Source organism: Cryptosporangium phraense (genome assembly GCF_006912135.1).
Taxonomy (GTDB): Bacteria; Actinomycetota; Actinomycetes; order Mycobacteriales; family Cryptosporangiaceae; genus Cryptosporangium; species Cryptosporangium phraense.
This window is the reverse complement of the sequence record NZ_VIRS01000016.1, coordinates 22,387-49,262: the sequence shown is the minus strand read 5'-3', so window position 1 is coordinate 49,262 and position 26,876 is coordinate 22,387. Positions and strand designations below refer to the sequence as shown.

Here is a 26,876-nt window from a genome sequence, read left to right as displayed (position 1 = left end):
CCTGCGTAAACGCGGTCGTCCAGTGTCCTAGGCGGATAGTGGTGGCTTACCGGTGGCTCGCCGGTGGCTTGAGCTCTTTCCATGGGGGTCAAGCGGGTTGAGCTGCTGATTCGTGGTCTGCAGCGCGCCGATCGTGCGGATCATTTCGCGGATCCGGCGGCGCTGGTTGCGGTGCTGGATGACGCCACGGGCACGGCGGGCTGCGGCGAGGACGAGCGCGGCGGTCGCGGCGGCGGCCGAATGCTGGGCCGGGGGCAGGACGCTGGTGTAGGTGTCGGCGGTGAGCACGATGCTGGCGTGCCCGAGCTGATCCTGCACGGTCTTGAGATCCGCGCCGGCGGCGTGCGCGAGGCTGGCGGCGCCGTGCCGCAGGTCGTGGAGGCGGACCGGGGGCAGGCCGGTGTCGGCGACCAGCTGGGCGAACCGGTGGGTCAAATACGAGGGCGAGAGCGGCTGACCGTCGCGGCGGGTGAAGACATAGCCGGTGTCGGTCCACTCGGCGCCGGCGGCGCGGCGTTCGAAGCGCTGCCGGTCGGCGTGCGCCCGCAGGACCCGGACGGTGTGCCGGTCGAGGGCAACAGTGCGGCGGCTGGCCCGGCTCTTGGGCGGGCCGACGAGCACCTGCCCGGGGACCTCGGTGCGCTGCTGGGCGATGTGCAGGACCCGGCCGGTCAGGTCGAGGTCGCACCAGCGCAGCCCGGCGGCCTCGCCTCGGCGGAGGCCTCGCAGGGCGGTCAGGTGCCAGAGCGCGTGCAGCCGGTCGCGTTCGGCCCGGGCGAGGAAGACGACGAGTTGCTCGACGGTCCAGACCGCGACCGGTTCCCGGGTGCCGTCGCGTTCCCAGGCCTGGACCTGGGGTGCGGTCCACACCACGGCGTGCGGCCGGCGGGCCGGAGGGAGCTCGAGGCGGCGGGCGGGGTTGTCGGTGAGCAGGCCCTCGCGGACCGCGGCATTCAAGGAGGCGCGCAGCGTGGCGCGGATGCGGTGCAGCGTCGCGGCGGCGATCGGGTTGCCGTAGCGGTTGGTGCGGGTCCCGAGCTGGGTGAAGGCGGCGCGCAGCTGGTCGAGGGCGAGCCGGTCGAGCCGGACCTGTCCGAGTTCGGGGATCAGGTATTGCTCGCAGTGCTCGGTGTAGCTACGGCGGGTGGTCGGGCGAATCGAGGTCCGGGTCGTCAGCCAGTACCGCAACCACTGCGCCAGCGTCCACGTTGCAGCGGCGTGGCGCTGCGGCGACTGGCCAAGCAGCTCCGCACGGGCGGCACGCGCCGCGACCGCGGAGCGGAACCCTCCGCGGCGGACCTGCCGGGTACCGCCGGCCAGGTCGGGAACGCGGCAGTCGAGGTGCCAGCTCCCGTGCCCACGCTCGGACAACCGGCTGCACGTCCGGTTGCGCCGCACCTGCCGCGTGCCGTCACTGCAGGCGCACGCCTTGAACACCACACCCTGACAGGCCATCACGCACCTCCCACGCTCGGTGAGATCAGAGTGCGCCGGATGAAACGGCCCGACCGATTCGCCGACGGATAGGGAAGACCGACCACTTCGAGGGAAGGGGCGCGCAAACGCACTACTCTGGCTCCCCTCTGTGTCAACCCGCGGCAGCGTTGGTCGTTCTAGGCTGGGTGTCGGCGGGTCCGGGGAGTGACTTTTCCGAAGCGTCGATGTCGGGGTTGGAGTCGGCCGCGCTGGAGTCAGTAGTCGTCCCTGGTTGTCCTCCCGGGCCCGTCCCTGCCGCGCCGACGCCCTTGATCGCGTCGTTGAGCATCGTGCGATAGACGACGTCGGAGAGTCGTCGTTTGAGGGCTCGCATGGCTTCCATCGAGGTCTTGCCGTCGTTTTTGCGGCGGTCGTAGTAGGCCCGCCCGATGGTGGCGTTGCGTAGTTGGACGGTGGCCATGATGTGGAGCACGCGGTTGATCTGGCGGTTTCCGCCGCGGGAGAGCCGGTGTCGGACCTGGTCGCCGGAGGAGGCGTCGATGGGCGCGGTTCCGGTCCAGGATCCGAAGTGCGCCTTGTTCGGGAAGCGGGTGATGTCACCGACCTCGACCAGCAGACGGGCTGCCCCGGACGGGCCGATGCCGCGTAGATCCATGAGGCTGGTCCCAGTGGCGCGCACCAACGCCTCAAGTTCCTTGTCGGCGGCTTTGCTGCGCCGATAGACCCGCTCGAGATCAGCGATGAGCTCGGCGGCCACGCGGCGGCGGGCCTTGCCGGCCGCGTCCCGCGGGCGGACTCCGGCCAGCAGAACCTTCGCCTGCGCGGCGGACAAGAACTTCTTCGCCCCACCCGGAATCAGGAGCAGCAACAGTTGATGCAGCTGGGAGATCATGCGGGAGTGGTCTTCGCCGAGCGACCGGCGGCGGTCGACCAGTGTGCGTAGCACCGCCAGTTGCTGGTCGTCGACGACCGGGTGCAGCCCGGCCATGCGGGTGCCGACCAGCGCGACCGAGTGCGCGTCGGTGGCATCGGTCTTGCGGCCCTGACCGGTGGAGAACACTCGTGCCCGCGCGGAAAGCTTCGGCGGAACGTCAACGATCTGTTCCTCGTCGCCAAGCAGCCGGGCCGCGATGTGTTTGCCGATGCCGGCGCAGCCCTCGATCGCCCAGACCCGATCGGGCCACCGATCGACATACTCCCGCATCGCCGCGTAGCCCTCGATGGTGGTCTCGAACCGACCGCCACCCAGGACCGTCTCGTCGCTGGCCATGACCTCGATCGTCACCGTGCGCTTATGCGGATCCATCCCGATCACAACGCGGTGTTCGACACCGCGGGGGACATTGCTCAACGTTCACCGACCTCGATGCGCCCCCGAGACGGCTGGGAACCGGGTCGGAGGGCACCGCTACTTCGAGCCGGACAATCCCCTCTCGAGCCACACCGACCCGTAAAACGACGCCCGGCCCGCGCAGGCCAAAAGAGAGCCACACGACCAGCGTGGGCAGCCGATGTGAGAGCGACAGACCGGGCGCCTGGACGCTACCCCGCCGGGCAACGTCCTACGACCCAGTGAACAAGTAGCCGATGGTCGGATGTTCTGGGTCAGAGTATTCGACGTGCCGGTTCGGTCCGATGAGAAAGCGCGCAGGGGAACTAAAAGCCGACGAAAGCGTCTGGGGCGCGTTGCCGTCGCTATGGGCGCCTCAGCGGTGGCGCGTTCCCAACAACTGGTATCGTTTCGGGACCACTTGATTCGGTCTCGTTAGACGAACGGATGAAATCGTGACTGACTACATCGCGAGTGTCTTTCTAAGCTATTCACATGCCGACAAAGGTCTAGCCATAGCTTTGCGAGACGGTCTATCTAAGCATGGATGCCGAGTGTGGATCGATGAGGGGGAACTGAAGATTGGGGACAGTCTCATTCGGCGAATTGGTGAGGCGCTCGATCAGGTGGACTTTGTCGTTGCGCTAATCAGCGAAGCAAGCGTTAGTAGCGAGTGGTGTCAAAAAGAGATCGCCCTCGCAATGACTGGTGAGGTCAACAAAGAGGGTGTAACTGTCTTGCCACTCAGAATTGACGAGACAAAAATGCCAGAGTCGCTCAAGGATAAGCTGTACCTCTCGATCGACCAGAGCGACATCACGGTAGCGGTCGACACGCTGATGCACGACATAAGGCGCTACATCAATCCGGCTCCTGCTCTTCCGCCTCGACGTCGCGCAAACGGGCCGACGCTCTCCGTCCCAATTGTGGACACGGCACCGCAAGAGCCCATCAAATTGACTGGAATCGACAGTAGCGGAATCACCGAACCGAGCAATGACGGTACGCGCGGGAGCGCACTCTATTCGGTCCCTTTCACGCTCTCTCGGACTCCAGACGCCGATTGGTCGCGCATGCTGGTTGGCAACTGGGATCGACCACCAAAGTGGACGACCATGCACCGGCCCGGAATAGCGCGGGTCAGCGGCGCGCGCATAATCTTGGACGGGACAACCATGGATGAAGTTGAGAGGTATCACCTCACGACACTCAAGCTCGCGGTTGACGAGACCAATAAAACCTATGTAGCCATGAAATCACACGCTCGCGCGGCCACTGAGAGACGTGAGCAGGAGTCGCGTGACCATCGTTCAAGCGTGCAGAATGTGCTCGACCGTCTCGACTTCGATTAGAGCTGGCCCGAGTGCCGCTCGCGTGCAACCAGTGGGTGCAAAGAGCGGGAGTGCTCCCTCTGATGACTTCGGACACTTTGCAGACCGATTGCAGCGCCTCCTGAAGTGTAGGTAGCCGCTCTTTCTCGCACCTGACTCGGCAACAAGTGAATGTGTGCAAACATTCACCAAGCGGTCTTGCATTGCTGCTGCGCCTGTCAGTCGAGTGGCCCTTATGCCGCCGGGCGCGCGACGATGTCGCCAGCTGCGGTCTGTGGGGTTGCCCGACATCACGCTCTATGTGATCGCGTTTTACGTAAGTTGGAGACCACACTTAACGGCCCGTTCCTAGTGGACGGCATAAATCGAATCGCCCTCGACGGCTTCGCGGACGTCGAGTTTAGGCCGCGCACCCTCAGAGGAGGAGCGCCGTGCAGCAACTGCGCAGCCGACCCATTCGACCCGGGTGCGTGGCGACTAGCCCTGCACGGCCTACTTCAGGCGGCGCCGGTCGATCTCATCCTCGATCATCCTGTCCAAGGCGATGACGGCACCCTTCGCGTTGTTCTCCAACGGCTCGAACTCGAGCTCGATGTCGATGAAGCCTACGAATGCGTCCAGTGGGTCTTGGATAGCGGCGAGATGCTCGGCGCGCTCCATCCATCCGTCGATGGTGCGCGTCGTTACCTTCCCTCGTCGACCCGACTCGAACTGCTTGAGAAGGTCGACGATCGCAGCGGTGTCTGAAAGGTCGCGCTCGAACGCGAAGAGCAGCCGGTCAAGTGCCTTCGAGGTTTTAGAGTCGGTCTCATTTGAGAGACCGAGGAAGTCGAGGAGGGAGGCTCTGGCCTGTCGGATCCGCTCAACCAGGTTAAGAGAGAGTTTGGCCGGAAGAACGGGGTCGAGGGGACCCAACCGTTCTAACAACGTCTGACCGGCTACTGCCCACGCGTGAAGCCCAGCCATCTCCCGCTCGGATGAAAAGTATGGACGGAGGCCCAGTGGAACGGGCTTCGGGTGGGACGACCAAGGTATCCCCAGTAATGGCCTGGTATCGCGGAGGAAGCGGCAGGCAATGTCTCCATAGGCGGCTACGGCTAGGCGTATGCTGTCCTTCCTAACGTGGTCGCGGTGATACGTCTCGTTTCGATAATCGTGAAGGCGCTTGGCGAGGCGTCCGTCGCGTTCGGTGAGCTTAGACTCCGCGACGAGACGGTCAATTTTTGCTGCAAAGTCCCGTTCTATGCGGGTCGCCTGGCTCTTTGAGAGCCCTTTGGCTCGGAATTCTACTCGCGTGGCGATCTCCTCGGGGGGAAGCTCCGCTCCTGCGGTTCGGACGGCAGCTTCGTTTTCCACCACAGCCTCGTATATGTTTCGCCATAGAGGCATCCATGGCGTGATCTCCCGATGCATCATCAGCTCAAAGGCGCCATCGAACAAGATAAGGCTTAAGCGTAGGTGTGCCTCGTTGTCGATTAGCGCGAGACGTACCGCCTCGTCCAAATGGACCACCAAGCGTTCAAGGTCGTCGTGCACTCCCGCCGCTCCGTCTCATCTGTGCCTCAGTCCGTGAAGAAAGAGCTTACCGAGGAAGTGGGCAGTTCAAGCGAACCGTATATGCAGCGCAGGTCAGACGCCCTCTAATTGCGCGAGGTTGTCGAGGGCGACGCACTCTCTTGGCTCCCCTCTATGTCAAGACGCCGCTCGGCGGTGGGCCGTAGGGTAGTTGGCGGCGGGTCCGGGAAGTGACTTTTCTGAAGTGCCGATGTTGGGGTGTGAGTCGGTCGCGCTGGAGTCAGTAGTCGTCCCCGGGTGTCCTCCCGGGCCCGTCTGGCCAAGTACCGACGCCTTTGATCGCGTCGTGGAGCATGGTGCGGTAGACGACGTCGGACAGGCGTCGTTTGAGGGCTCGCATTGCTTCCATCGAGGTCTTTGCCTCGGACTTGCGGCGGTCGCAGTAGACGCGTCCTGGGGTCGGCCGGCGCAGCTGGACGACGGCCATGGTGTGCAGGACCCGGTTGATCTGCCGGTTCCCGCCGCGGGAAAGCCGGTGCCGGACGTGGTCGCCGGAGGACGCGTCGATCGGCGCGGTGCCGGTCCAGGACCCGAAGTGCGCCTTGCTGGGGAAGCGAGTGATGTCGCCGACTTCGACGAGCAGCCGGGCGGCGCCGGACGGTCCGATCCCTTTCAGGTCCATCAGGCTGGTGCCGGTCTCGCGGACGAGCGCCTCGAGTTCTTTGTCGGCGGCTTTGCTGCGCCGATAGACCCGTTCCAGATCGGCGATGAGTTCAGCGGCGACCCGGCGTCTCGCTTTGCCGGCGGCATCCCGCGGGCGGACCGTGGCCAGCAGCGATTTGGCTTGGGCTGCGGAAAGGAACCTTTTGGCTCCTCCGGGAATGAGCAGCAGCAATACCTGGTGGAGCTGGGAGATCATGCGGATGTGGTCATCGCCCAGCGACCGGCGGCGGTCGACCAGCGTCTGCAGCACCGCCAGCTGCTCATCGTCGACGAACGGGCGCAGTCCGGCCATCCGGGTGCCGACCAGCGCCACTGAATGCGCGTCAGTCGCGTCGGTCTTGCGGCCCTGCCCGGTCGCGAACACACGCGCTCGGGCTGTCAGCTTCGGTGGAACATCGACGACCTGCTCACCGGCAGCGGTCAAGCGCTCGGCGACGTGCTTACCGATTCCGGCGCAGCCCTCGATCGCCCAGACCCGGTTGCGGTCTCGTCGCCGGCCATCACCTCGATCGTGACTGACCGCTTATGCGGGTCCATCCCGATCACCACACGGTCCGGGCTGGTCTCAACGCTGCTCATCTGCCTCGACGATCCTCCGGCGCCCCCGGGAATCAACGGGAAACGATCGGGAGGGCACCGCTACTTCGAGCCGGGGCATTCCCCTCTTGAGCCACTCCGATCGGAAAGCGACGCCCGGTCCGCGCAGGCCAAATGAGAGCCACACGACCGGCGTGGGCAGCCGCAAAGGGAACGACGAACCGGGCGCCTGGACGCTACCCCGCCGGGCACCGTCCTACCGCCCATTGAATAAGTAGCCGCTGTCCGCAAGTGCCTGTCATAGCAGGCGATTGATCAGGTCGCGCGGGTCCATCGCGCATCTAACTATCTACTCGGCCCCGCGGGCCCCATCCGCAGCTGGACGAACGTGCGATGGCTTCCAAGTCCGTCAGGGTTCAGTGTCTACGTCTGACACCTCGACGCCATCAGGATCAACAGTGAGCATTGGCGACTGGGCCGCACTCGCGGCAGCCATCGCGGCCGTAATCATCGCAATCCCCGCAGTCTCCTCCAGCGCTCCACACCGATCAGCCTTCATCGCCGGCGCGGTAGCGCTATTGGTGCTTGCATTGATCCTGGCTATGACCAGTGCGTTCGTCGATGACGGCGACTCGACGCCGGCCTCTCCAAATCCAACGTCCGGCAACCCCACCGCGTCGCCTCCGCCGTCTACGTCCCCGGTCGAGACGGCCACCACCGAACCGGCAGGCTCACCGGTCTATTCGGACGTGGGCGTCGGCCTGCCTGGTGGCAACTGCGGCGCACAGACGCAGATCGACCTCGATCCGCCGTCGGGCACCGGGCCTGAGGTGTCACCGGCGACGAATCCGATCAACGGAGCCGGAACGGCCGACCTGTCGCTGAGCAATTGCGGAAGTCTCAATGGTCAGGTCTTGCGCCCCAACAACGATAGCCGCATCGCGATCCTCGATGGGCGGCCGCCCACGGTTGGCGCCTGCGCCGAGCAACTCCAGCGCGCCCCGGAGGCCCAAGGCATCGTGCCGCGCGTCGGCATCACCATCTGCCTCACGACCGAGGCCGGCGCAGTGGCGGCGCTCGTCGTCACCGATGTGCAGGCGGGAGACAACTTCCGCATGGAGGCCAACGCCACGCTCTGGCGTTCGTGAAGCCCCGCAGTCGCATCCCCAGCGCAATGCACGCACATGCCGCCGATAACGCGCGCCCTGCCGGATCAGCCGGTTGATCGCTGGTTGCTCGGATGTAATGCAGCGTGGTGCGCCGGGGTGGTGCGCGGTGGCGTGACGGCTATGGATCGGTTGCTTCGGGTCGCGGGCTGGGGCTTCGTAGCCGGTATCGGCAGGTAGTTCGTGGTAGCGCGGGGCGAGTCGTGGTGGTACAAATAGACTAGACGACTTGATAAGCCTCCATTTCGGACTTTTAATCTGCGGGTTCTGGGTTTGATCCCCAGGCGGCCCACCCCGCTGACCTGCTTAGTTGTAGTATGTGACTAGGGTAAAGCGCTGCTTTGGACTCGCTTGCGGCTCCGTGGCGGCTCCGTCTCCGGTGGGCGATCAAGAGCTGGGTTGACCTGCTGGGGCGTCGTTAGCGGCGCGGTCCGACGTTGCAGGCGTCTGTTGCCCTCGTCCGTGTCCAGCGACGCCGCAGCGGTGAGTCGAGTGCCTTGCCCGGGTGCGGCGGATGCTTCGGCGACCGGCCGCCGAAGCTGGTGGTGCTGCCTGATGAAGGCGTCGGTGGTGATCCCGGCGGGCCGACACGTGGTAAGGCCTTGCGCATCTCGTCCACGTCGCTGCCATCCTGGTACCGATGTGGAAGATCAGGCTTTCCGAAGCAGGCGTGCACCTGTTCGATCGAGCGACGGGCATGAACATTCTTCTCGATGAGGTGGACGTACCCATGGAGCAATTCGCGCGCGCTCCGCGGTACGTCTCGATCGCACTGACCAATGTCTGCGGGTATTGCTATGCGCCTAAGCAGGCTGCGGCGCTGGATCTGGACCGCGTCGTGTCGTGGGCCGTCGAACTCGACGGCGCTGGGTGCCTCGGGGTGGGCTTCGGGGGTGGGGAGCCGACCGCGTACCGGCGGTTCGCTGATCTGTGCGCCCGAGTCGCCGGGACGACGTCCTTGGCGGTTACGTTCACCACGCACGGCCATCGGATCACCCCGGGCCTTGCCGACGAGTTGCGCGGATCGGTGCACTTCGCGCGCTTGTCCGTGGATGGCGTCGGCGAGACCTATGAACGGCTGCGGGGGCGGCCGTTTGCAGCAGTGACGACAGCTGCCGCCCGGCTCCGGTCGATCGCGCCGCTCGGAATCAACACGGTCGTGAACTCTGACACGATCGAGGAACTCGACGATCTCGCGGCCTTCGCCGTCGATGCCGGCGCCTCCGAGCTCCTGCTTTTGCCGGAACAGCCGACAGCGGCCGTCGCGGGCATCTCCGACGCTGACGCGGGACGTTTGGCCCAATGGATTCGAGCTAGCAGACTTCCGCTGCGGCTCGCGATCTCACGCTCAGGCCTGGAGGAGTCCGTCCCGGCTGTTGAAGTCGTACCCGGTGAGCAGCCTCTCGACGCCTACTTGCACGTCGATGCAACGGGTGTTCTCCGCCGTAATTCCTATGCGGAGGTGGGAGTACCGGTTGGTGAGTCGATCATGAGCGCCGTGCAGGCGTTCAAGGAGGCAGCATGAGGATCTGGCAAAGCTACGGCTCGGAGCACTCGATGGACCTTCTGCTGATCGGCACATTCGAGACAGTCGCCCGCGGAAACGGCCATCGAGCAGATGGAGACCCTGCGCCGTCTCGCGGACGGCGTCTGGTCCAGCGACGACTGGCAGCAGCAGGACGAACGCATGCCGCGTGAAATCATCGACAAGCTGGCAACTCTTGGCCTCTATGACATGGGCCGAAACGACCTCGACAACTACGCGTTCACTCATGACGTCGACCGAAGAGAATCGACCGTACGCATTAGGACCGAAGAGTCCGAGATTCAAGGCTTCATCAAGCTTCTCCTTCACCACGGCGGGAAGGTCGAGGTGCTCTCCAGACACAACTGGAACGATGACGGCACCGCGAAGACGACTGCGGGCGAGTGACGTGCCGATGAAGCTGACCGAACTAGGGCGCCTTCCCGGCCCGGAAGACCGGAACTTCGAGGCACTAACGCGCGCGATCGTCACCCGCCGCTTTGGCGCGCTCGGGACGCTCCGGGAACGCCGCAACCAGCCAGGTGTCGAGTTCTACCTGCAGGTCGACCATGCAGGCGCGCTCGGTGATCCCGGTCGGGTCTGGGGCTGGTCTTGCAAGTGGTTCAGTCTCAACTCCAGGAACGAACTCAGCGCCGGGCAACGCTCGCTGATCAAGGAATCAGTCGAGAAGGCCGTCAAGTACGTCGAGGGGTTGACCGACTTCGTTCTCTGTCTTCCCGAGCGGCCGACTGCGAAGGACGAGAAGTGGATCGCCGAGCTTGGTCCAGCGAACGGCGTGTCGGTGGAGATCTGGACGACGGAGAACTACGAGGCCCAGCTCGCTGGACTCGACGAACTCCGGTCCACCTTTTTCGGGGAACTTGTCCTGACTCCGGACACGCTCGCGAAGGTCCACGCGCGTTCAGTCGCGCCGGTAGCCGCGCGGTGGGTTGCTCCGCTACACACCGCCAATCATGTGGAGCTCCGAATCGACCAAGTGCTCCTGCGGCCGGAGTCATTCGCGCGTCTGAACGGGCACCGAGACGAAATTGCCGAACGAGTCGGCGAACTCCGAGCCGGCCTGTCCGACATTGGCGACGCCGCGGTGCGTGCCGCCGGCGCCGAAATCGCAGACGATCTTAAACGGTTCCTCGGCGATGTCATGGCGATCGTCGACGCGGCTCAGAGTCTCCGGCCGGCGGAGGTCCGTGAACGCCTCTCAGACATCCAGCCGCCGACGACCTCGCCACGAGCCCTTCGCCGCTACGTTCTCGCGCTGAGGAAACGTCGCCTCCCGGCCGCGCTCGCCGCCACCGGCCTCGCCGCAGAAATCCGGGACGCAGTCACGTGGCTGCAGAATGCGCGCTTGGACGCTGACGCCTCGCTGATCGCGATCGTCGGCGCCGCAGGACAGGGAAAGACCCACCTATCTGCGCAGATGACCGACCCGACGGAACAGCCGGCAGCAGGGGTGTTCATCCGGGGATCCCGCCTCTCGTCTGGCGCCAGCCTTGACGACCTGGCGCGACAGATTCAAGGCCTTCGAGTCGACCGCTTCGAAGACCTCCTTGAGGCCCTCAACGCTGCTGGCGGACGTGCCGGCACCCGGGTGCCGCTTTTCATCGACGGTCTCAACGAAGCCGAGAAACCGGCACAGTGGCGCGGGCTGCTCGACGAACTGGTCCCCGCCCTCGCCGACTACCCCTTCGTCGTAATCGTCGTCACCCTCCGCGAGGTTCTCGCCCGGCACGCTGTACCGGACGGAGCCATCACTCTTCGGCTCGACTGGGGTCGCAGGGAGGTCGATGACCTTGTTCGCAGCTACTTCAACCACTATCTGATCGACGCCACCGACGCCTGGCTGCCGACCGGGATGTTCGACAATCCGCTGCTCCTGCGCATGTATTGCGAAGCCGCGAACCACGATCGCCGGGAACCCGTCGGCGTCGAGGCGCTCCCGACCTCCCTGATCGGGGTGTTCGAGCTCTATCTGCAGGGAGTGGTCGACCGCCTCGCACACGACGCCGTCCGCGTCTCGATACCGCCCGACCAGATCCGCCGGCGCTTGGCCGAGGTCGCCCACGAGATGTGGAAACGCGGCGTCAGAGGGCTTCCATTCGATGACGCGCGGCGGATCATCGACGCCGGTGAGACGAACTGGGAGGAAAGTCTCTATCGGCGTCTGGAAGATGAGGGAATCATCTTCCGCGAAGAAACTCCCGGTAGCACCAACACTCAAACCGAGTTCCTCTTCGATCGCTTCGCCGGCTACCTAATCGCCGACGCGCTCCTGGCACAGATGTCCCCCGCTGAGGTGGGAGAGCGACTCGCGGAGACACCCCTGTGGGAGACGCTTCTCGGGAGCGAGGCTCATCCGTTGGGCGAGGACGTCGCGTTCAGCCTCGTTGGGCTCGTCCCCCGCCGGTTCACCAATCGGCACGTGTGGCCGCATGCCCCCGCGCAGCATCAATCCTGGGTGCTGAGTCAAGAACTCACCACCGAGTCGCAGTATCTCGACGACGACACCGTAAATGAGCTCGCTCTGCTGCTGGCCACCCCGATCCCGGGCGATGCCGAGCCGCGTCAACGGGCCGGCGCCCACCCATTCGATCGGCTCTGGGAACTCCGTCGATCACCCACGCACCGGTTGAACGCCGCCTTCCTCGACCGGGCTCTGAGGCTCTTGCGGCTTCCCGACAGGGATCGCAAATGGACCGAGTGGGTTCGTCGCAACGCGAGCGACCTGATCCTGAAGGACCTCGGACGAGCAATCGAGCAGTGGACTGCGACCGTTGAACGCAGCGACAGCGACGACTTGGATGCGCTCGCCACGGCGTGGCTTCTGACGTCCACGAACCGGCGGGTGCGGGACTTCGCGACTAAAGCGCTGCAGCGTTACGGCCGCCCGGAACCGGAACGCCTCTTCGAACTCGCGACGAAGATGCTCGACGTCGACGATCCCTATGTCGTCGAGCGGGTCGTCGGCGCCGCCTGCGGCGCGTCCACCGCACGTCAGTTGCCTGACCCTGGCGGGCAGTTCGAAGAGGCGTTCGGTCGGTGGCTGACCGAACTTCGTGACCGCTTCCTGGACGGCGGGACTACGCCTACCTCTCATGAGCTGCTGCGCAGTTACATCCGGGTCACCTATCAGCTAGCCGGAAAACTTCATCCGAGTTGCGTTCCCGACGGGGTGAATCCTGCTGCCGTGACCTTCGCGGCCGTGCCGCGGCCTCCGTCGATGACGGCGACCGATCCGAACGCCGCAGAATGCGGCCGCACGATCGGCATGGACTTCGAGAATTACACGATCGGCTCGGTGATCGAGGGCAGGGAAAACTACGATTTCGACCATCCAGATTTCCAACGTGCCCGCAGCGAGGTGATGGGCCGGGTGTGGGCACTGGGGTGGCGCGCAGCGTTGTTCGGTACTGTGGATGAGGCCATCGCTCGATCCGATCGCAGGCACAGCGCGACTCGCGCGCCCGTCGAGCGTTACGGCAAGAAGTACGGATGGATCGCCTACTACGAGTGGATCGGCCGGCAGGCTGACGACGGCCTTATCCGTGATCGGTGGATCGCTGCCGGACGCAACGTCGCCGCTGATATCGACCCTACCTTTCCCATCGAACCGCCAGCAGCACCCGTCCAGTTGCCAGGTTGGATACCTACCAGTACGACAAGCGACGAAGAATCATGGCTCCGCGACGGAACGGTGAACATACCCGTAGCCCTGTGGGAGCCCGGCGAACTCTATGGCAGCACAGATCAGTGGCTCCTCGTCGAAGGCTACTTGGCGCATAAGTCGCGCGGCCGGACGGTCTTTGGGTTCTTCCGCACACTTCTGTTCGAACCGGATGAGCTCGACAGTGCGGTCGGCACCATCAAGGGCGTTGAGTATCCCGGCAACGACTTCCTCCCTGGCCTTCCCGAGGTGTGGGGTGCGTTCGCCGGCGAAGCGCCGTGGAGCCCAAACTTCGAGGTGCGCTACGGCAGCGACACTCAATCGAACGAGTACGACGAATATCCCCCTCGTGCACTACGCGGTGACTGGCGAGAAGAAGGAGTCAAGATCGGCCAGGTCGCCGTCTCGTTCGGGGCCGACCACAGCGACTCACCCGCAGGGCTAAAGGGGAGCTACGACGTACCCTCGTACGAATTCGCCGCTCACTTCGGGCTTCGCCAGCTACCGGGAACCCTTGACCTCGTCGGACTCGACGGCGTCCGTGCGTCGGCGGCATTTCGCGTCGACGAACCCTGGCGTGGCCACCTGCTCTACATCCGCCGTGACCTTGTCATGGAGTTCACCGGAACCCGCTGAGTTGTGCAGGTGGCCTGGGGAGAACGCCAGGTCTCCTTCGACTGGAACTCCCTGCCCGCTGGCGTCCGCGAACTAACCAGTCCTATCAGCACATCTGGCGTGACATCAGAGTCCTGACATATGGTCACGACCGCGATCCGGCCCAGCCGCAAGAGGATTCACCAGGCCGTTCGGCCGAGCAGGACGTACATGATCAACCGCCTTCATGAGTGCGATTAACGTACGGACACGTACGGCCCTGTCGGTCGGGCCACATGCTTCGCCTTGAGGATTCCCCTGCTCGACGGCACATAGGTCTCCTGGCCCAACTGCTGGTACGCTCACCGACGCGCACGTCGGTAAGACTGAAATTGTCGGTGCCGTCGTTGACAACGTAGGAACGGCAGCATGGACAACCGGGCCTCGCGCACTCGTCTGCCTGGTGACCAGAAGACGACAACCGTGGCAGCGAGGCGACTCGTAGGTCGCTTGGGCCTTAGAGCGACCCGTCGGCAGCTCGCTGACGGGCCTAGTCTGGCCGCCGAGCTCGGGATTCATCAGAGCCGAGGAACACGCGGCAGATAGTCCCCCATCGGTATTCGCTGTTCTTGTCGTCCTGCGTGACGTCGACGAGGTCGACGGCGTGGATGGTGAGCGGGGCGTGGCTGGGGCGGACCTGGCGTCGGAGGCGGGGTTGCATGATGCCGGAGTCGTCGGTGCCGGTGGCGTAGCCGAGGGTCAGGTGGGGTGGCGACGGTGCGCTGCTCAGTGCGTCGGCGCCGAGTCCCTCGGCGAACGCTGTCCGGACGAGGTCGGTGAGTTCGGTCCAGGGTTCGTCGGGCTGGTCGCCGTCCAGGTCGAGGATGACGCCACTCGCTGTGGCCAGCACGAATCCGGCGGTGAGGGTGGAGGGTGCCATGTCGGCGCGGTGGCGGTGCATCGATGCGCCCAACCGCTGCAGCGCGGTGGCGACGAGGTTCTCGGCGGTTGCCGGGTCGGCAATGTCACCGGCCACGGTCACGACGCTCTCGTCATGCTCGGCTTGATGGAGCGCGAGTTGGCCACGACGGCGTATCCGATCTTGCGGTACGCGTCGACGAGGCCAGGTCCGATGCCCTGGGAGGCGCCGGGATGATGACGACCTTCTGCTCACTCGTAGTCCTCGATTCGGTGCACGCCGAGGCGATCCAAGAGTTCGGCCTGTTCCTTCGAGGTGAGGCGGCCGAAAGCCGCGCAGCCGAGTTGGCTAGCGTCAGGCTGGTCAGTGTTGAGGAGTTCGAGGATGACGAACCAGCGGAGCGACTCTCTGCGTGGCACACCGCGGTGGAGGATCTGGTCTTCTTGAACGGCCGGTACGTCGAAGAGGCCCGCGAGTAGGTCGATTGCTTGGCGATCGGTCTTGGCGCGGTTGCCAAGCTCGAACACAGCCGCATACCGTTCGGCGCTCCTCGTTCGGACGAGGTCGGCGAGATCGTCGTTGCTGAGTGCCGCCAGGTGTGCCCGAAGTCCATCGGAGCGATGGTCATCCGTCTGCGGGTTTGTGTCATCCATGGTTTCTCACGAGGGGGATGGTTCAATGCCCGTCGCCTGCTGGCCGACGGTCGCGAGGCGACGGCTGCCGGCGGCAAAGTCCCGGCATCTCAGGGGAGGTGATCGAACTCATCAATCAGGCCGATGGTCGCCGCGTCCGGTTCTGCGTCGATGTCTTGGAGCGCAGCGCTCAGTTGCCGAAAGCGCTCGCGAGCGGCTTTGAGGTTGCCTCGTTGTGCGTGGGCGCTGATGGCGAGGCGAGCGACTTCCTCGTTGAGCGGGTCGATGTTGCCGGCCGCCTCGAGCAGGGCGGCAGCGCGGTCCGGGTCGGCTGCGGCGGGCAGCGCGGCGAGTTCGGTGTGGGCGGTGATGGCCTGGCGCCGGGAGTACTCCCGGTGAGTTTCGGCCCAGTGGTAATCGCAGCCGTCGAGGAGGGGGCCGGTCCAGGTGGCGATTGCCCGTTCGAGGGCCTCCTGCCGCGCGGGTCCTTCGGCGGCTCGGGCTTCGGCCATGGCGTCCTGCATGTCCCACCAGTCGACGCTCACGATGGCGGGGTCGAGTTGGTAGTGGCTACCGGTGTTGAGAACGGGGTTGAGTTTGCGGTTGTCGGGTTGTCCGGCCGCGGTGCGAATGCGTTGGCGCAGTTGGGAGACGTTGGTGGAGAGCCGTTCGGAGGCTCGGCGCACGGTGGCGTCGGGATAGAAGATCTCCATGATGTCGGGCAAATCGAGTCCCTTGCGGTGGGCGACCAGGAGGCCCAGCAGCTCGAGGGACGCGGCGCGAACGCCTATAACGGGTTCGCGGTCGGCTCCCAAGATGGCGGGTCGTCCGCCAAGTGTGCGAATGAAGGGCCGAGTCGGCGTGGATGGCGTACGAACGCCTTCGTCGGGTTCCGCCGGCGGTAGGTCCTCCGATGCCGGTATCAGGGCAGCTGCGGGGATCACGGTTTCGGACGCGGACGCGGACGCTGCCGCGCCGGTGTGTGCTTCTCGGACGACGTCCAAGAACGTCAGTGTGGTCGCGACGTCGAGGACCGATAGCCGGTCTCGTTGAATGTTGTCCGGGTCGGCTGGGCCTTGACCGGTGGCGCCGTCTGCGTAGACCTCCAGAGTGTCGCCGGATGGCCAATCTCCGAGGAACACGCCGGCGAAGCGAAGGGGAGCACCGAGTTGGAGCGCGGCGCTGACGCGTGCGTGCTGGGCGGGAGCTGGTGCTTCGGCGATGAGGAGCACGAGGGGCATCGGCGGCCGGTAGGGGTCGATGGCATCGGGGCCGCCGAGGTCGTCCATGCCCTGTTCGTCGAGTTCCCGGCGCCGTGCGATCAGTAGATCCTCCAGGGCGGTGAGCGCGGCGGGGAGGTCGGTAGTGATCTGGAGCCGCGGCTGGTTAGGCAGATCGACGGCAGCGGCGCCGAGGAGTTCTGCGAGTGTCCCGGCCGCGATGAGCACGGTGCCGGCCGCGTCGGGGTCGTCGGGACCGCCAGCGGTGAGGGTGGCGACGAGGAGCGCGCGGATAGCGGCGGATGCGCCGTCGCCGGTGAGGCCGAGCCCGCTGGGGGTGATGGGCTCGGGCAGGCCAGCCAGCCCCGCGCCGTCCGGACCAGGCGGCGGTAGTGTCACGTCGACGGTTCGGGCGGCTTCGGTAACGGTGGGACCTGGATCGCGGGGCTGCAGCAGCTCTCCATCGATGGCCTGGACGCCGGCACGCAGGATGCCGATCTGTGCAGGCAGGGGGCGCAGGTCGGAGGCGGCGGGGTCGGGGCCGGGGAGTGGTTCGACGCGGTAGCGCCGTCGTCGTTGGCGCCAGACCAGTCCGCCGATCAGCGTGAGCGCGGCTGCGAGTGCTGCGGTGACCCACCCACCGGGGAGCTCAACGCCGGCCGAGTGGGCCGGCGCGGCCGTGGGCCGGTGGGTGGGCGATCCGGAGCCTGCCTGAGCGGAGGGCGACACCGTCGATTCGGCCGGCACGGGCCTGGTGGGGGCGTGTCCCGCGGCCGGAGGTGGAAGCGTCGGGCGACGGCTCGCCGGCGACGATGCCGACGGCTCGGGCCTGGGCGATTCGTGATCCGGTGCTGGTGAGGCCGGCGGATTCGCGGAGGGAGGTGGCGCCTCGCTGGTCGGGGGCTCGGCAGGGAGGATGAGGACCCAGCCGGGCTGCAGGATGCGTGGGTCGGTAAGTGCCTGTCCATCAGCCTGGACGAGGCCATGGTTGGCGACGTAGATCTCCTTCCACCGGTCCCCGGATCCGAGGTAGGTGTCGGCGAGGTCCCAAAGGTTGTCGTACTTCTGGACGGTCAGACGCCGGATCGACGTGCCTTCCCCGCGACGGCCGGCGGAGGGGTCGACGTCGCGTTCGAGGAGGACGGCCAAGGCTTCCGGCTCGTCGAGGGACCGTTCACTCGATAAGGGCTGTTCGGTATGGGCCACGGGCTCAGCCAGGCCTGGTAGCTGCATCGTGGTGGCCACGACCTGAGGCGTCGGTGGCGGCTGGGCGTAGGAGGCTGCCCCCAGGACGTTCAGAGTAACGGCGGTCAGCAGTGCCGCGGCGAGTGCCTGGATGCCAGTCGGAGCGGGCCGGGCCGATCCGGCGTTCCGGGCGAGGTCGTAGCCGGCGACGATGAGCGAGCTGACCCAGATGAGCCAGAGGGCCCAGATGACGCAGGCGATGATGCGGAAGATCGCCTGGTCGTCCATGGGCGAGGTCAGCCAGTCGCTGATGTCGCCCGGCGAGGGAATCTGGCGAGGAAGTGGCCACCCGATGGCGGCGATTAGAAACCAGGGCACTGCGACGACCGAGCCGATCAGCGTCAGCAGGGCGCCCACAGCCCGGACCAGGTTTCCGCCTACGGCACGCATCGAGTTGCCGTCCGCTGCAGTGGTGAGGTCAGGATGGTCATGGCTGACTCCCGGGGGTGGGTGCGGCCGTGGCAGTGGCCGATGCGTGCAGGGTCCGGACGCCGACGAGCTGGAGCAGTTGCGTCCGGGTGGCCGTGTGGGTGATGACCGTGACGGAGACGGTGGTGGCGGTGACCTCGCCGGAGACGCGGGCTGCGGCGAGGAAGGCCTGCGCGGCGCGGATCGCCTGCTCGGGGTCGATGCGGACCTGGCTGGTGGTGCGGTAGAGCGATAGGTCGAGCTGTTGGGCCCCGGCGCGAGCAGCGGACTGCGCAACGTCGAGAGCGCGGGTGCGGGCGGAGAGGGCGTTGCCACCGTCGAGCACGAGCCCGGCGAGAAGCAGTAAGCCGGTGAGCAGAACGACGACGAAAGCGGTGGCCTGCCCGGCATCGCCGTCGAGGGGTCGAGGGACGCGGCGGCGGTTCATCGGGTCACCGCGCGGAAGCGGTCGAGAGGCGAGGTCGACGTGCTGGACAGCGTCCGGTTGCCAGGGAGTCCGAGACCGGTGAGGTCAGCCAGGCTCACCACACAGGTGACCTGCACAGTGACGGTCCCGCCCGGAACGAAGGCGGTGGCGTCGACATCGACGTTGAGAGAGGCGCACGCGGCCGGCCGGTCGAGGGCGCCGGTCGCCGTGGACCGGGCGGCGCGGGCCGCGATCGCCGGGTCGCGACTCAGCGAGGCGGCGCGGGCGGCGCTGTAGGTGGCTTGATCGACGCGGGCTTGGGCATCGGCCAGACGGCCGGCGGCGACGACGAACAACACCAGGAGAACGAGTAACGGCGTTAAGAGGGTGAGCTCGACGCTGATCGAGCCGGCATCCGAGTCTTCGGACCGTAGTCGGCGCCTCATGACGGGCTCGCGACGGTCGGGCGTTCGATCGGTGCGGTCGCGTGCCGGCGGACGGTCCAGGTCAAGCCAGGCACGACGGTGGGGGAGTGGGCGGTCAGTTTGACGGTGACCTCTCCGCCGGTGTGGGTGACGCTCACCGTGGCGTCGGTCAGTAGCCCGGGGCCGAGTTGCCGGAGGACCTCCTCGGCAGCCGCCTGGCCGTCAGCGTCGGTGGCGCCGGCCAGACGGGCAGCGTCGGCGGCGCGGGTGACGGTCGCGTCCGCGACGTGGACAGCGTGCCAGCCCAGAGCGGCTTGGACGACGAGCATCAGCAGCAGGAGCAGGAGCGGCGTCGCGAGCGCCAGCTCGGCCGACACTGCGCCGCGGTCCGACCGGCAGCGCCGCACCGTGCTCAGCCAGGGGGTGGACATGCGCGTCTACCCGAGGTCGATGGAGTTGGCCTTGGCCAGCACCTTGGCGGCGATGATGCCCACCACCACGATCACGAGCGCCACCAGCAGAGCGGTGACCAGCACCACCTCGGTGCTGTACCCGGCGTCGCCGCGGGGAAGGCGTTGCCGCATACGTTCAGACAGCCATGCGGCCGACAGCTGTAGCACGATCGATCATTCCTTCGGGGGATCAGAGACCGGTGAGGACGTGACTGACGGCGGGGTAGGCGAGGAAGAGCAGGAACGCGGCGAATAGTGCGACGACGCCGATGCTCATGCGTTCGGTCGCTGACGCTCCGGCGGCATCCAGGTCGGCGAGCAGATGCCCGCGGAGCGCGGTCGCGCGAGCGCGCAGCGAGGTGCGGATCTTGGCGCCTTCGGTGCCGGCGAGGGAGACAGTGGCGGCCAGTTCGGTCAGGTCGGAGATACCGAGTTCGGCGCCGAGCCGGCCGAGGGATTGCCAGGGAGTGAGCTGCGGGGTGAGGGCCGCTTCCTGCAGCGCGTCGCGGATCCGACCGGCTGCCCAGCCGGTGCCGATCTGCGCGCTGGTGTGCAGAGCGGCTTGGACACCGGCGCCGCCGGCCAGCGAGATGACGACCAGGTCCAGGTAGGACGAGAGCGCGTGCCGGAACTCCGCTCGGCGGCGGTCGGCTTCGGCGTGGATCGCCAGGTCCGGAAGAAGGAAACCCCCGATCGATAGGGCGAGAGCGGTCCAGAGCGGAAGCATCCAGTTCCAGCCCAGGCCCGCCACAGCAAACAGTCCGGTGACCAGCGGAGGGAGGAACAAACCGGCCAGCGCGGTGACGGCCTGCTCGGCCAGATGCAGCTGGCGCGGGCGTCCTAGGACAGCGAGGTCCGCCCGGACGGAACGGCGCGGTAGGCCGAGCGCGGCTAGGAGCGGCGTGACCGGAGCACCCAGCCGCGCCGCCCAGCCACCGCTCGTCGGATTGTCGAACTCCGGCGATGCGGGAGAGTGCAACGCGGCGAGTTCCTCGGCGAGCGACGGCCTCGGCGGCCGGAGGCCGGCTGCGATCAGCAGCAGGCCGGCGGCCATACTGCCGCCGAGTAGCAGTGCCACGATCACCCGGACTCACCTGCCGTCTGGCGGAAGCCGAGGTGCCGGGTGGGATTCTGCGGGCGCGCGAGCCGGGTGAGCCACCAGAACCCGGCGGCGAACAGGGAGCCGACCGCGGCGAGAATGACCTGCCCGAGGACGGTGTCGTAGGGCTGCAGGTATTCGCGGTTGAGGACGACCAGCCCAACGGCCATGGCCAGAGTGGTCGCGGTGATGACTCGCACGGACGTCCGCGTGCGCGCGCGCTCCGCCGCTTGCCGCAGCCCGACGGTCGCCTGTTGCCGGGCGGCGTCGGCCAGATCGGAGAGCAGCGGGCCGAGCTGCCGAGCCTGGTGCTCGGCCGCGAGCAAAAGCGCGGCGAGGACGAGGTCGGCGGCCGAATCATTCATGTCGTCGGCGGCCGCGCGGAGTGCCTCGGGCAGCCGCTGCCCATTACGGATCCGCGCGGCCAGCGCCTGCACCGGTGGGCGGATAGGCAGCGGGACCGCGGGCGCGGTGGCCAGCAACGCCTGTTCCAGCCCGGCCGCGGCGTGCAGTGTGTCCCGAAGCATCTCGGCCCAGGTCGCTATCGCCTCCGCTCGGGCAACGGCGGCCGCGGTGGCCCGATCTGGCCCGAGAACAGCCGGGGTGAACCAGACCGCAGCACCCACCAACAGGCCGGCGATCGGCCAGCGCGTGAGCAGAACCGCGAGCAGCGATGCGGTGAGGACCAGAGCAATGCGCCGGGCGAAGTCCGATCCCCGTCGCCACCTTGGGAAACGGATCGGGCGTTCTGGCGGGGCCGTGGGCGTCAGGCCCACGGCGATGAGCACCAACCCGAGACCGGCAACGGCGCCGAGAAGCCCGGCCAGCGCGGGCGACGAGCTCATCGTGGCCACCACCGCTCCGGGCTGTGCAGCCACTGCGGGTCGAAGCCCGCGGCGGTCAACGCGGTCAGCAGGTCTTCGCTCGGCGGCACGTGCGGCCGCCCGCGCTTGTCGCCTCCCGGCCGGAACAGCTCGTTGGAAATCACTTGAGCGCCGTCGGCGCCGACGACCTCCCGAATACTGGCGACGACCCGGCGTCCGTCCGGCGTGCTCTCTAGGTGCACGACGAGGTGTACCGCGGAGGCGACGAGCAGACCGGTCGCGTCCAACGGCAGCCGCTCGGCCGCTTGCACCGCGTACGCGGCGAGTTTGAGGAAGACCTGCGCGCTCGAGGATGCGTGGACGGTGGCCATCGACCCGTCGTTGCCCTGCGACATCGCCAGGCACATCGAAATCACTTCCGAGCCGCGGACCTCGCCGACGATGACTCGGTCAGCGGACATCCGCAGCGCGGATCGCACCAGGTCGGCGGTGGTGATCTGGCCTTCGCCCTCGATGTTGGCCTCGCGAGCCTGTAGAGCCACGACGTCCGGATGGGCGCGGGGGTCTGCGTCCAAGCCGAGTTCGATGGCGTCCTCGACTGTTACTAGCCGCTCGGACGGGGCGATGGCGCTCGCCAACGCCCGCAGCACGGTGGTCTTGCCGGCGGCCATGCCACCGGAGACGACGATGTTGCGTCGGGCCCTCACTGCCGCGGTCAGGAACGCTTCCAAGCCGGGATCGATCGTGCCCAGCCGGAGCAGGTCTCGCAGCGTCGCGGTGGGATGCCGGTGGCGGCGGATCGATACGGACGGGCGGGCGGTGACTGCCATGATCGCGAAGAGCCGGGATCCGTCCGGCAGCTGCACCGACAGCTGGGGCGCCCCGCGGTCGAAGCGACGTTCCTCGACGCCGGCCCGGGCCGCGACCGCCCGGACCATCTCGACCAACTCCCCGTCGCTGGCTGCGACCGGCGCGACGCGGGCACGGCGGCCATCGGCGTAGCGCACGTGGACGACGTCGCAGCCGTTGACGTTGATGTTTTCGATCGTCGGATCGTCTAGCAGCGGCTGTAGGCCGCCCATCCCGAACAGCGCGTCCAGCACGCGGGCGGTCAGGGTCCGATCAGCATGCGGGTCCCTCGGCGCGCGACCGGCGGTGATCGCGGCAGTGGCCTCGTCTTGGAGCACCCCGGCGAGAAGCGATTGCGCTTCCTGCCGCCGCCGCTCCGGCGTCCACGGCGGCTCTCCGGCGGCTTCGGATGCGCGTGCCCGCCGGGTCAGCTGTTCGGCGACCCGCTCCCGGAGAGCGTTGATCTCGTCCGAAGGCAGTGCGGGCGGAAGTTTGGCCGTGGTCGGAGTGGTCTTACCCTGCACCCACGTCGAACGCCGAGGGTTGGTCGGCTGGCTCGCGTTCATGACGACCCCTCAGACGCTGCGCCCCGCGTCGCTTCCTCTACCTCGTCGGACGGCGAAGGCTGGCCGACGACGCCGAGGTGAGGCTGCGCTCCTCGCCGGTGGTGCTCATGAGTTGGCCAACGAGGTTCGACCGGAGCCGGCCGGACGGACCGGGTCGGCGTGGCCGTGGACTGCGCATCATCTACGTGCTCCGCCAGCTGTCGGGCGACGGTCGCGATCGCCCGTGCCCATCGACTGCCCGCCCGCGGCCGAATAGAGGCGGCTACCCGCCGATCATCGGGAAGACGACCAAGAACAGGGACGTCGAGCTGCGCGGAGATCTCGAGCGATGAGTAGGAACTCGCCCCCCGGAGCACGATCTGCCGGTGCGGATTGAGCCCGGCCAGACCACCCGCCAGCTCCTGGGCGTGGGCGAGATCGGCCAGGCCGGTCCTGCTCACGAGGACGATGAGGTCCGCGGCGACCAACAGCGGAGCGACCGGCGTGGGACGGGACAGCCGCCCCACGTCCACGAGCAGTGGCACTGCGGACAGACCCGCTACCGCCAGTGGCCCACCGGCGGCCGCGAGGATGCTCAACGCGGCGCGCGTCTGACCTGCCCCTGCTGGAGCAGTGACCGCTTGGGCACAGCCCAGCGCGCGGGCAAATGACCGAGCCACGGACACCGTCTGGTCAGGGTCCCGCGGCGAGCGCACGGCGGCCGCGAGCCCCGCCAGGCCTGGCTCTTCGGGCAGGCGATAGCGGGCGGCGAGGTCTCCGCCGTGCGGGTCGGCCTCAACCACCAGCGGCGTACTGTCGCCCGGCTGCAGCCGATCCGGACTGGGCCACGCATCGGCGACCGCGACGACCGCCGTCGTGACGCCGGGCGAACCCTTCGCTGACGCCCAGACGATCAACGGCATCAGCTTTCTCCCGGGTGACGTTCGACCAGCGCAATAGGCCCGGCAGCGGCCACATCGGTCGCATCGACGGCGGCCATCCGGAGCGTCACGACGGCTCCGCCGCGTCCGTCCGCGGACGGAGCAACTGCCACTACGAGGCCGGGCCAGCGCGGACCTGAACTCGCGGGGCCCGCTGTAGGCGCCGACGGTGAGCTGCTCGTGATCGCCACCGCGGTCACCGTCGTCCCAGGTGTCAACGACGGCGGGTAGTGCCCGGCGTCGACCGACACCGCCACCACTGCCTGGCCCGCGTTCGGCGTCTCCGGCGACCCCAGCATCGAGGGGCTCAGCAGTGATCCTGCGGTGAGCGGCACCGCCGCGGTCTGCCCGACAACCGTGTCTCTCTCGCTCGCGGGGACGTAGCGAACGCTCGAATCGGCGGCGATTTGAACTGTCTGCAGGTCTCTGACGGTGACGATCTGGCCAAGAGGGACGTCGGTCGCGATGGCCAGCGCGGCCACCCGGTCGGATGTCTGAGACCACCAGAACGCGGATCCGAGCGCCGACACGAGCACGAGGATCGCGCCGCCGATCACCCACGTCGGTCGTCGCCGTGCGGCCCGGCCGGCGCCTATTTGTGGTCGCTGAGTAGCGCGCGGCTCCGGATGCCCCAGCGCTGTCGTTCCCATGGAGAGCTCCACTCTCTACTTCGCCTTGCTGCTGGTAGTTGCTGTTCAGCGCGTCGGGGTGACGAGGGCTTGCGATTCCCCGACCCGCAGCGTCGTGGTGGTCGACGTCCCGAGGGCCGGTACGACGCCGGACTGGCCACCGCCGGCCCAGGTGACCCGCCACTGCACTGAGGCGACCAGGCGGAAGACGCCGTCCGGCTCGGCGGTCGACGGCGAGGCGAAGGTGTAGCCGCAGTCCGGCGAAGGCTTCGAGGGATCGGTGCCGGGTCGCCACGGTGTGCCCGGGCCCCGGCACACCACCCGGCCGCCGTCGCCGGGATCCCACACGATCCGTTCGGGGACGGCGGTCGCGGTGACGGTCAAGCCGGGGACTGCGGCGGTGGCCGAGCGCGGAATCCACCAGCCGGCGGGAACCCACAGCCACGTGGGCACTCCGACCAGCTGTGTCGCTTGCGGCGAGGGGTTCGACGCCACCGGCGGGGCCGGAAGGCTCAGCCTCGACACCGCCAACGCGCCGGCTTGCTCGGGCGTCGCCGGCTGCGGTGCGCCGTCGGCTTCTCCTCGTGCGCCGGCATCGGGCGGCGGACGCTCGGTGCGCCGGATCGGCGGCGCGCTGCCTTCGCTCGAGCCGGGATCTCGTGCCCTGACTTCGCACTCGGCGGTATTGCTCGGCGTTTGACAGCCGACGGTGCCGAACGGATCGGGGTCGTCGGCGCGCGCCGGTGTGGCGCTGAGCCATTGCACGACGCAGATCGAGGTCAGAATCGTGCCGGCCGCGAGGTATCGAGGTGTCAGCATGAGCCACCGGGCTGCACGTTGAACGTCGAGACCTTCCAGACACCGGCGGTTACGGCGACCGTCGCGAGGATCTTGCGGCGTCCCGCGTTCTCACTGACGGTCCTGCCGTTGGCGTCGACGGTTCGCCAGTTTCCGCTCTCGGCACAGTCGCGGATCGACGCAGTTGCCGGATCGGACTGCAAGCTCAGTTCGGTCACCGCGGCGTGCAGCGTGGGGCGGCCTCGGAAGTAGCGCTGCTTCTGACTGTTGGTCTTCAGCGCGTCGACGAGTGTCGTCAGTGCCGAGCCGGTCGCATACCGCGCGAGGGCGGGCGACTGGTAGTTGGACGTCTCGCCGGCTTGCGCCCACGCGTCCCACATACCTGCGTAGGCGAGCAACGCAGCGGTGCGCGCGGCCGGAGCGGGGTCCGCAGAAGCGCTCGGCGTAGCCGATTCTTGGGGCTTCGGACCGTGAGCTGTCGTGCATCCTCCAGCGCTGATCAGCGCTATTGCACCGAGCAGCGCAGCCGACCGTCGTCGGCGCCCTTGGACTGGTTCTTTCGCGTGTGGCCGCCTGCCAGGTGGATCGCTGTGATTGCGCACTTCCTCGCCCCTCAGTGACCGAGAGCGGTGCCCGGCGCAGCCGCTCCATCACAGCGGGCAAGTCGATGCGGCGGGAGATCGACATTCCGCTGTCGCCGTTGCACGTCGCGTGACGACGTCGGCGTGAGGTACACGCACCCGGAACAGAAATGGTTCTAATGACGGCGAATGAAATTCGCGCCGGGCGGTATCTGAAGGATTGGCTCGTGTCGTTTGGGAAAGTTCTCCGACTTCTTTAATTTCTTATTGGTGCCGAGTGTCAATTATGTGCCCCGTTATGCATGAGGCGATGCGTCTGGTCCGCCGGGCACAAGATCATGGCGTTTCGGGCGCCCCCTCGGCGGTCGCTGGTGACGGCGACCGACGGAGGGGGTGTACGAACGGCGCAACGCGGCGCAGTCGTGGGTCTAGACCCAGCGGCTGTCGCTGGCATGGAGTCCTCAATCCGGCGGGCGGCTGAGACCGAGATCTTGCCGTCCTGCAGCGGCTGGCCAAGCCGATCTTGACGCCCTAGCCGGGCTCCGACAGTGATAGGCGTCGCCGAATTACAGTGCTGCAGTTCCGCGTACCTGCCGTCGCCGTGAGCAACTCTGGGGCACTGAGTTTCCGGGAGCCAGCATGGTGACGATGCGTACGGGCGGTTGGACGGTCGAGGTGTTCTTCCAGCAGGACACCTCCTCTTCCCAACGCCGGCAGATGGTGCAAGTCAAGGACCGCGGCTTCGTCGTGTACCGCGGCGATGATTTGGTGAAGGCTCAACGGCTGGCTGAGCTGGCCGGACTCCCGTGGGCTGACCTCCAGCTCGTCGACGACAGCGGAGCAGCTGCCGCGGGATGATGCCGGCATGGCCGACGACCAGGGTGCCACCACCCCCCGCCGCCTCCGAGCGCGCTCTGCTGAGGCAGACACCTAGGGCTGCTGGCCGCCATGGCGTTCCTTGCATCACTCGCCGACGACACACTCCTCCTGCCCACACAAGACACGCATACTGCGGCTGCTTCGAGGCGACCGCCCGAGGACC

Annotated in this window: 22 protein-coding genes and 2 pseudogenes; 6 read left to right on the top strand and 18 right to left on the bottom strand. The window is 67.1% G+C overall.

The genetic code is table 11. From position 1 onward, the window contains the following. Positions 1 to 27 precede the first annotated feature (27 nt). Complete coding sequence (locus FL583_RS22190) at positions 28 to 1,455, bottom strand: tyrosine-type recombinase/integrase (RefSeq protein WP_142706646.1); 1,428 nt, start codon at positions 1,453 to 1,455, stop codon at positions 28 to 30. Positions 1,456 to 1,588: 133 nt separating this feature from the next. Continuing rightward, a complete protein-coding gene (locus tag FL583_RS22185; RefSeq protein WP_142706645.1) occupies positions 1,589 to 2,743 on the bottom strand; it encodes an IS110 family RNA-guided transposase in 1,155 nt (384 codons plus the stop codon). Positions 2,744 to 3,222: 479 nt separating this feature from the next. On the opposite strand from FL583_RS22185, the gene FL583_RS22180 reads away from it, so the two are divergent. Then, complete coding sequence (locus tag FL583_RS22180) at positions 3,223 to 4,119, top strand: toll/interleukin-1 receptor domain-containing protein (RefSeq protein WP_170323806.1); 897 nt, start codon at positions 3,223 to 3,225, stop codon at positions 4,117 to 4,119. Positions 4,120 to 4,590: 471 nt separating this feature from the next. Here FL583_RS22180 and FL583_RS22175 read toward each other — a convergent pair whose 3' ends face one another. Together FL583_RS22175 and FL583_RS22170 are read right to left on the bottom strand one after the other, a co-directional pair. After that, the gene (locus tag FL583_RS22175) at positions 4,591 to 5,634 is read right to left on the bottom strand and encodes a hypothetical protein (protein WP_142706643.1); all 1,044 of its coding nucleotides are present in this window, start codon (positions 5,632 to 5,634) and stop codon (positions 4,591 to 4,593) included. A gap of 259 nt (positions 5,635 to 5,893) precedes the next feature. Continuing rightward, positions 5,894 to 6,784 (bottom strand): IS110 family RNA-guided transposase, encoded by an 891-nt coding sequence (locus FL583_RS22170; protein WP_240746769.1) that lies wholly within the window; start codon positions 6,782 to 6,784, stop codon positions 5,894 to 5,896. Between the two features lie 547 nt (positions 6,785 to 7,331). Between FL583_RS22170 and FL583_RS22165 the strand changes: the two genes are divergently transcribed. The 4 genes and pseudogenes from FL583_RS22165 (at position 7,332) to FL583_RS22150 (ending at position 13,882) form a co-directional block, all read left to right on the top strand. Further along, positions 7,332 to 8,021 carry a hypothetical protein gene (locus FL583_RS22165; RefSeq protein ID WP_142706642.1) on the top strand — a complete coding sequence of 230 codons (690 nt, stop codon included), beginning with the start codon at positions 7,332 to 7,334 and terminating at the stop codon, positions 8,019 to 8,021. A gap of 658 nt (positions 8,022 to 8,679) precedes the next feature. Next, positions 8,680 to 9,564, top strand: a complete 885-nt coding sequence (locus FL583_RS22160; protein WP_142706641.1) for a radical SAM protein — start codon at positions 8,680 to 8,682, stop codon at positions 9,562 to 9,564. After that, positions 9,561 to 9,972 (top strand): annotated as a pseudogene (locus FL583_RS22155) (DUF6375 family protein). Before FL583_RS22160 ends, FL583_RS22155 begins: the two are co-directional and overlap by 4 nt. Positions 9,973 to 9,979: 7 nt before the next feature. Further along, a complete protein-coding gene (locus tag FL583_RS22150) occupies positions 9,980 to 13,882 on the top strand; it encodes an NACHT domain-containing protein (protein ID WP_142706639.1) in 3,903 nt (1,300 codons plus the stop codon). Between the two features lie 925 nt (positions 13,883 to 14,807). Here the strand turns inward: FL583_RS22150 and FL583_RS43015 are convergent. The 14 genes and pseudogenes from FL583_RS43015 to FL583_RS22090 form a co-directional block, all read right to left on the bottom strand. Continuing rightward, positions 14,808 to 14,997 (bottom strand): annotated as a pseudogene (locus FL583_RS43015) (3-oxoacyl-ACP reductase); the annotation flags it as partial. A gap of 13 nt (positions 14,998 to 15,010) precedes the next feature. Then, positions 15,011 to 15,412, bottom strand: coding sequence for a hypothetical protein (locus tag FL583_RS40255; protein ID WP_170323795.1), 402 nt, complete (start codon positions 15,410 to 15,412; stop codon positions 15,011 to 15,013). Positions 15,413 to 15,501: 89 nt separating this feature from the next. After that, a complete protein-coding gene (locus tag FL583_RS22140) occupies positions 15,502 to 18,213 on the bottom strand; it encodes a BTAD domain-containing putative transcriptional regulator (protein ID WP_170323805.1) in 2,712 nt (903 codons plus the stop codon). Between the two features lie 70 nt (positions 18,214 to 18,283). Beyond that, positions 18,284 to 18,712 carry a pilus assembly protein TadG-related protein gene (locus FL583_RS22135; protein WP_142706637.1) on the bottom strand — a complete coding sequence of 143 codons (429 nt, stop codon included), beginning with the start codon at positions 18,710 to 18,712 and terminating at the stop codon, positions 18,284 to 18,286. Further along, positions 18,709 to 19,137 (bottom strand): TadE/TadG family type IV pilus assembly protein, encoded by a 429-nt coding sequence (locus FL583_RS22130; RefSeq protein ID WP_142706636.1) that lies wholly within the window; start codon positions 19,135 to 19,137, stop codon positions 18,709 to 18,711. Before FL583_RS22130 ends, FL583_RS22135 begins: the two co-directional genes overlap by 4 nt. Continuing rightward, positions 19,134 to 19,547 (bottom strand): TadE/TadG family type IV pilus assembly protein, encoded by a 414-nt coding sequence (locus FL583_RS22125; RefSeq protein ID WP_142706635.1) that lies wholly within the window; start codon positions 19,545 to 19,547, stop codon positions 19,134 to 19,136. The genes FL583_RS22130 and FL583_RS22125 overlap by 4 nt, the downstream gene beginning before the upstream one ends. Before the next feature lie 6 nt (positions 19,548 to 19,553). Continuing rightward, positions 19,554 to 19,700 carry a hypothetical protein gene (locus tag FL583_RS40250; RefSeq protein WP_170323804.1) on the bottom strand — a complete coding sequence of 49 codons (147 nt, stop codon included), beginning with the start codon at positions 19,698 to 19,700 and terminating at the stop codon, positions 19,554 to 19,556. Positions 19,701 to 19,758: 58 nt separating this feature from the next. Next, positions 19,759 to 20,652, bottom strand: coding sequence for a type II secretion system F family protein (locus FL583_RS22120; RefSeq protein ID WP_142706634.1), 894 nt, complete (start codon positions 20,650 to 20,652; stop codon positions 19,759 to 19,761). After that, positions 20,649 to 21,512 carry a type II secretion system F family protein gene (locus FL583_RS22115; RefSeq protein ID WP_142706633.1) on the bottom strand — a complete coding sequence of 288 codons (864 nt, stop codon included), beginning with the start codon at positions 21,510 to 21,512 and terminating at the stop codon, positions 20,649 to 20,651. Before FL583_RS22115 ends, FL583_RS22120 begins: the two co-directional genes overlap by 4 nt. After that, on the bottom strand, positions 21,509 to 22,906 hold the full coding sequence (locus tag FL583_RS22110) for a TadA family conjugal transfer-associated ATPase (protein WP_142706632.1): 1,398 nt from the start codon (positions 22,904 to 22,906) through the stop codon (positions 21,509 to 21,511). Before FL583_RS22110 ends, FL583_RS22115 begins: the two co-directional genes overlap by 4 nt. Then, a complete protein-coding gene (locus tag FL583_RS22105) occupies positions 22,903 to 23,808 on the bottom strand; it encodes a MinD/ParA family ATP-binding protein (protein ID WP_142706631.1) in 906 nt (301 codons plus the stop codon). The genes FL583_RS22110 and FL583_RS22105 overlap by 4 nt, the downstream gene beginning before the upstream one ends. Beyond that, entirely contained in the window at positions 23,808 to 24,476 is a 669-nt protein-coding gene (locus FL583_RS22100) for an SAF domain-containing protein (protein ID WP_142706630.1), read from the bottom strand. Before FL583_RS22100 ends, FL583_RS22105 begins: the two co-directional genes overlap by 1 nt. 45 nt (positions 24,477 to 24,521) lie before the next feature. Further along, complete coding sequence (locus tag FL583_RS22095) at positions 24,522 to 24,839, bottom strand: hypothetical protein (protein WP_142706629.1); 318 nt, start codon at positions 24,837 to 24,839, stop codon at positions 24,522 to 24,524. Positions 24,840 to 25,267: 428 nt separating this feature from the next. Continuing rightward, positions 25,268 to 25,633 (bottom strand): hypothetical protein, encoded by a 366-nt coding sequence (locus FL583_RS22090; protein ID WP_142706628.1) that lies wholly within the window; start codon positions 25,631 to 25,633, stop codon positions 25,268 to 25,270. A gap of 840 nt (positions 25,634 to 26,473) precedes the next feature. Between FL583_RS22090 and FL583_RS22085 the strand changes: the two genes are divergently transcribed. Beyond that, positions 26,474 to 26,692, top strand: a complete 219-nt coding sequence (locus tag FL583_RS22085) for a hypothetical protein (protein ID WP_142706627.1) — start codon at positions 26,474 to 26,476, stop codon at positions 26,690 to 26,692. The last annotated feature ends 184 nt before the right edge of the window (positions 26,693 to 26,876 follow it).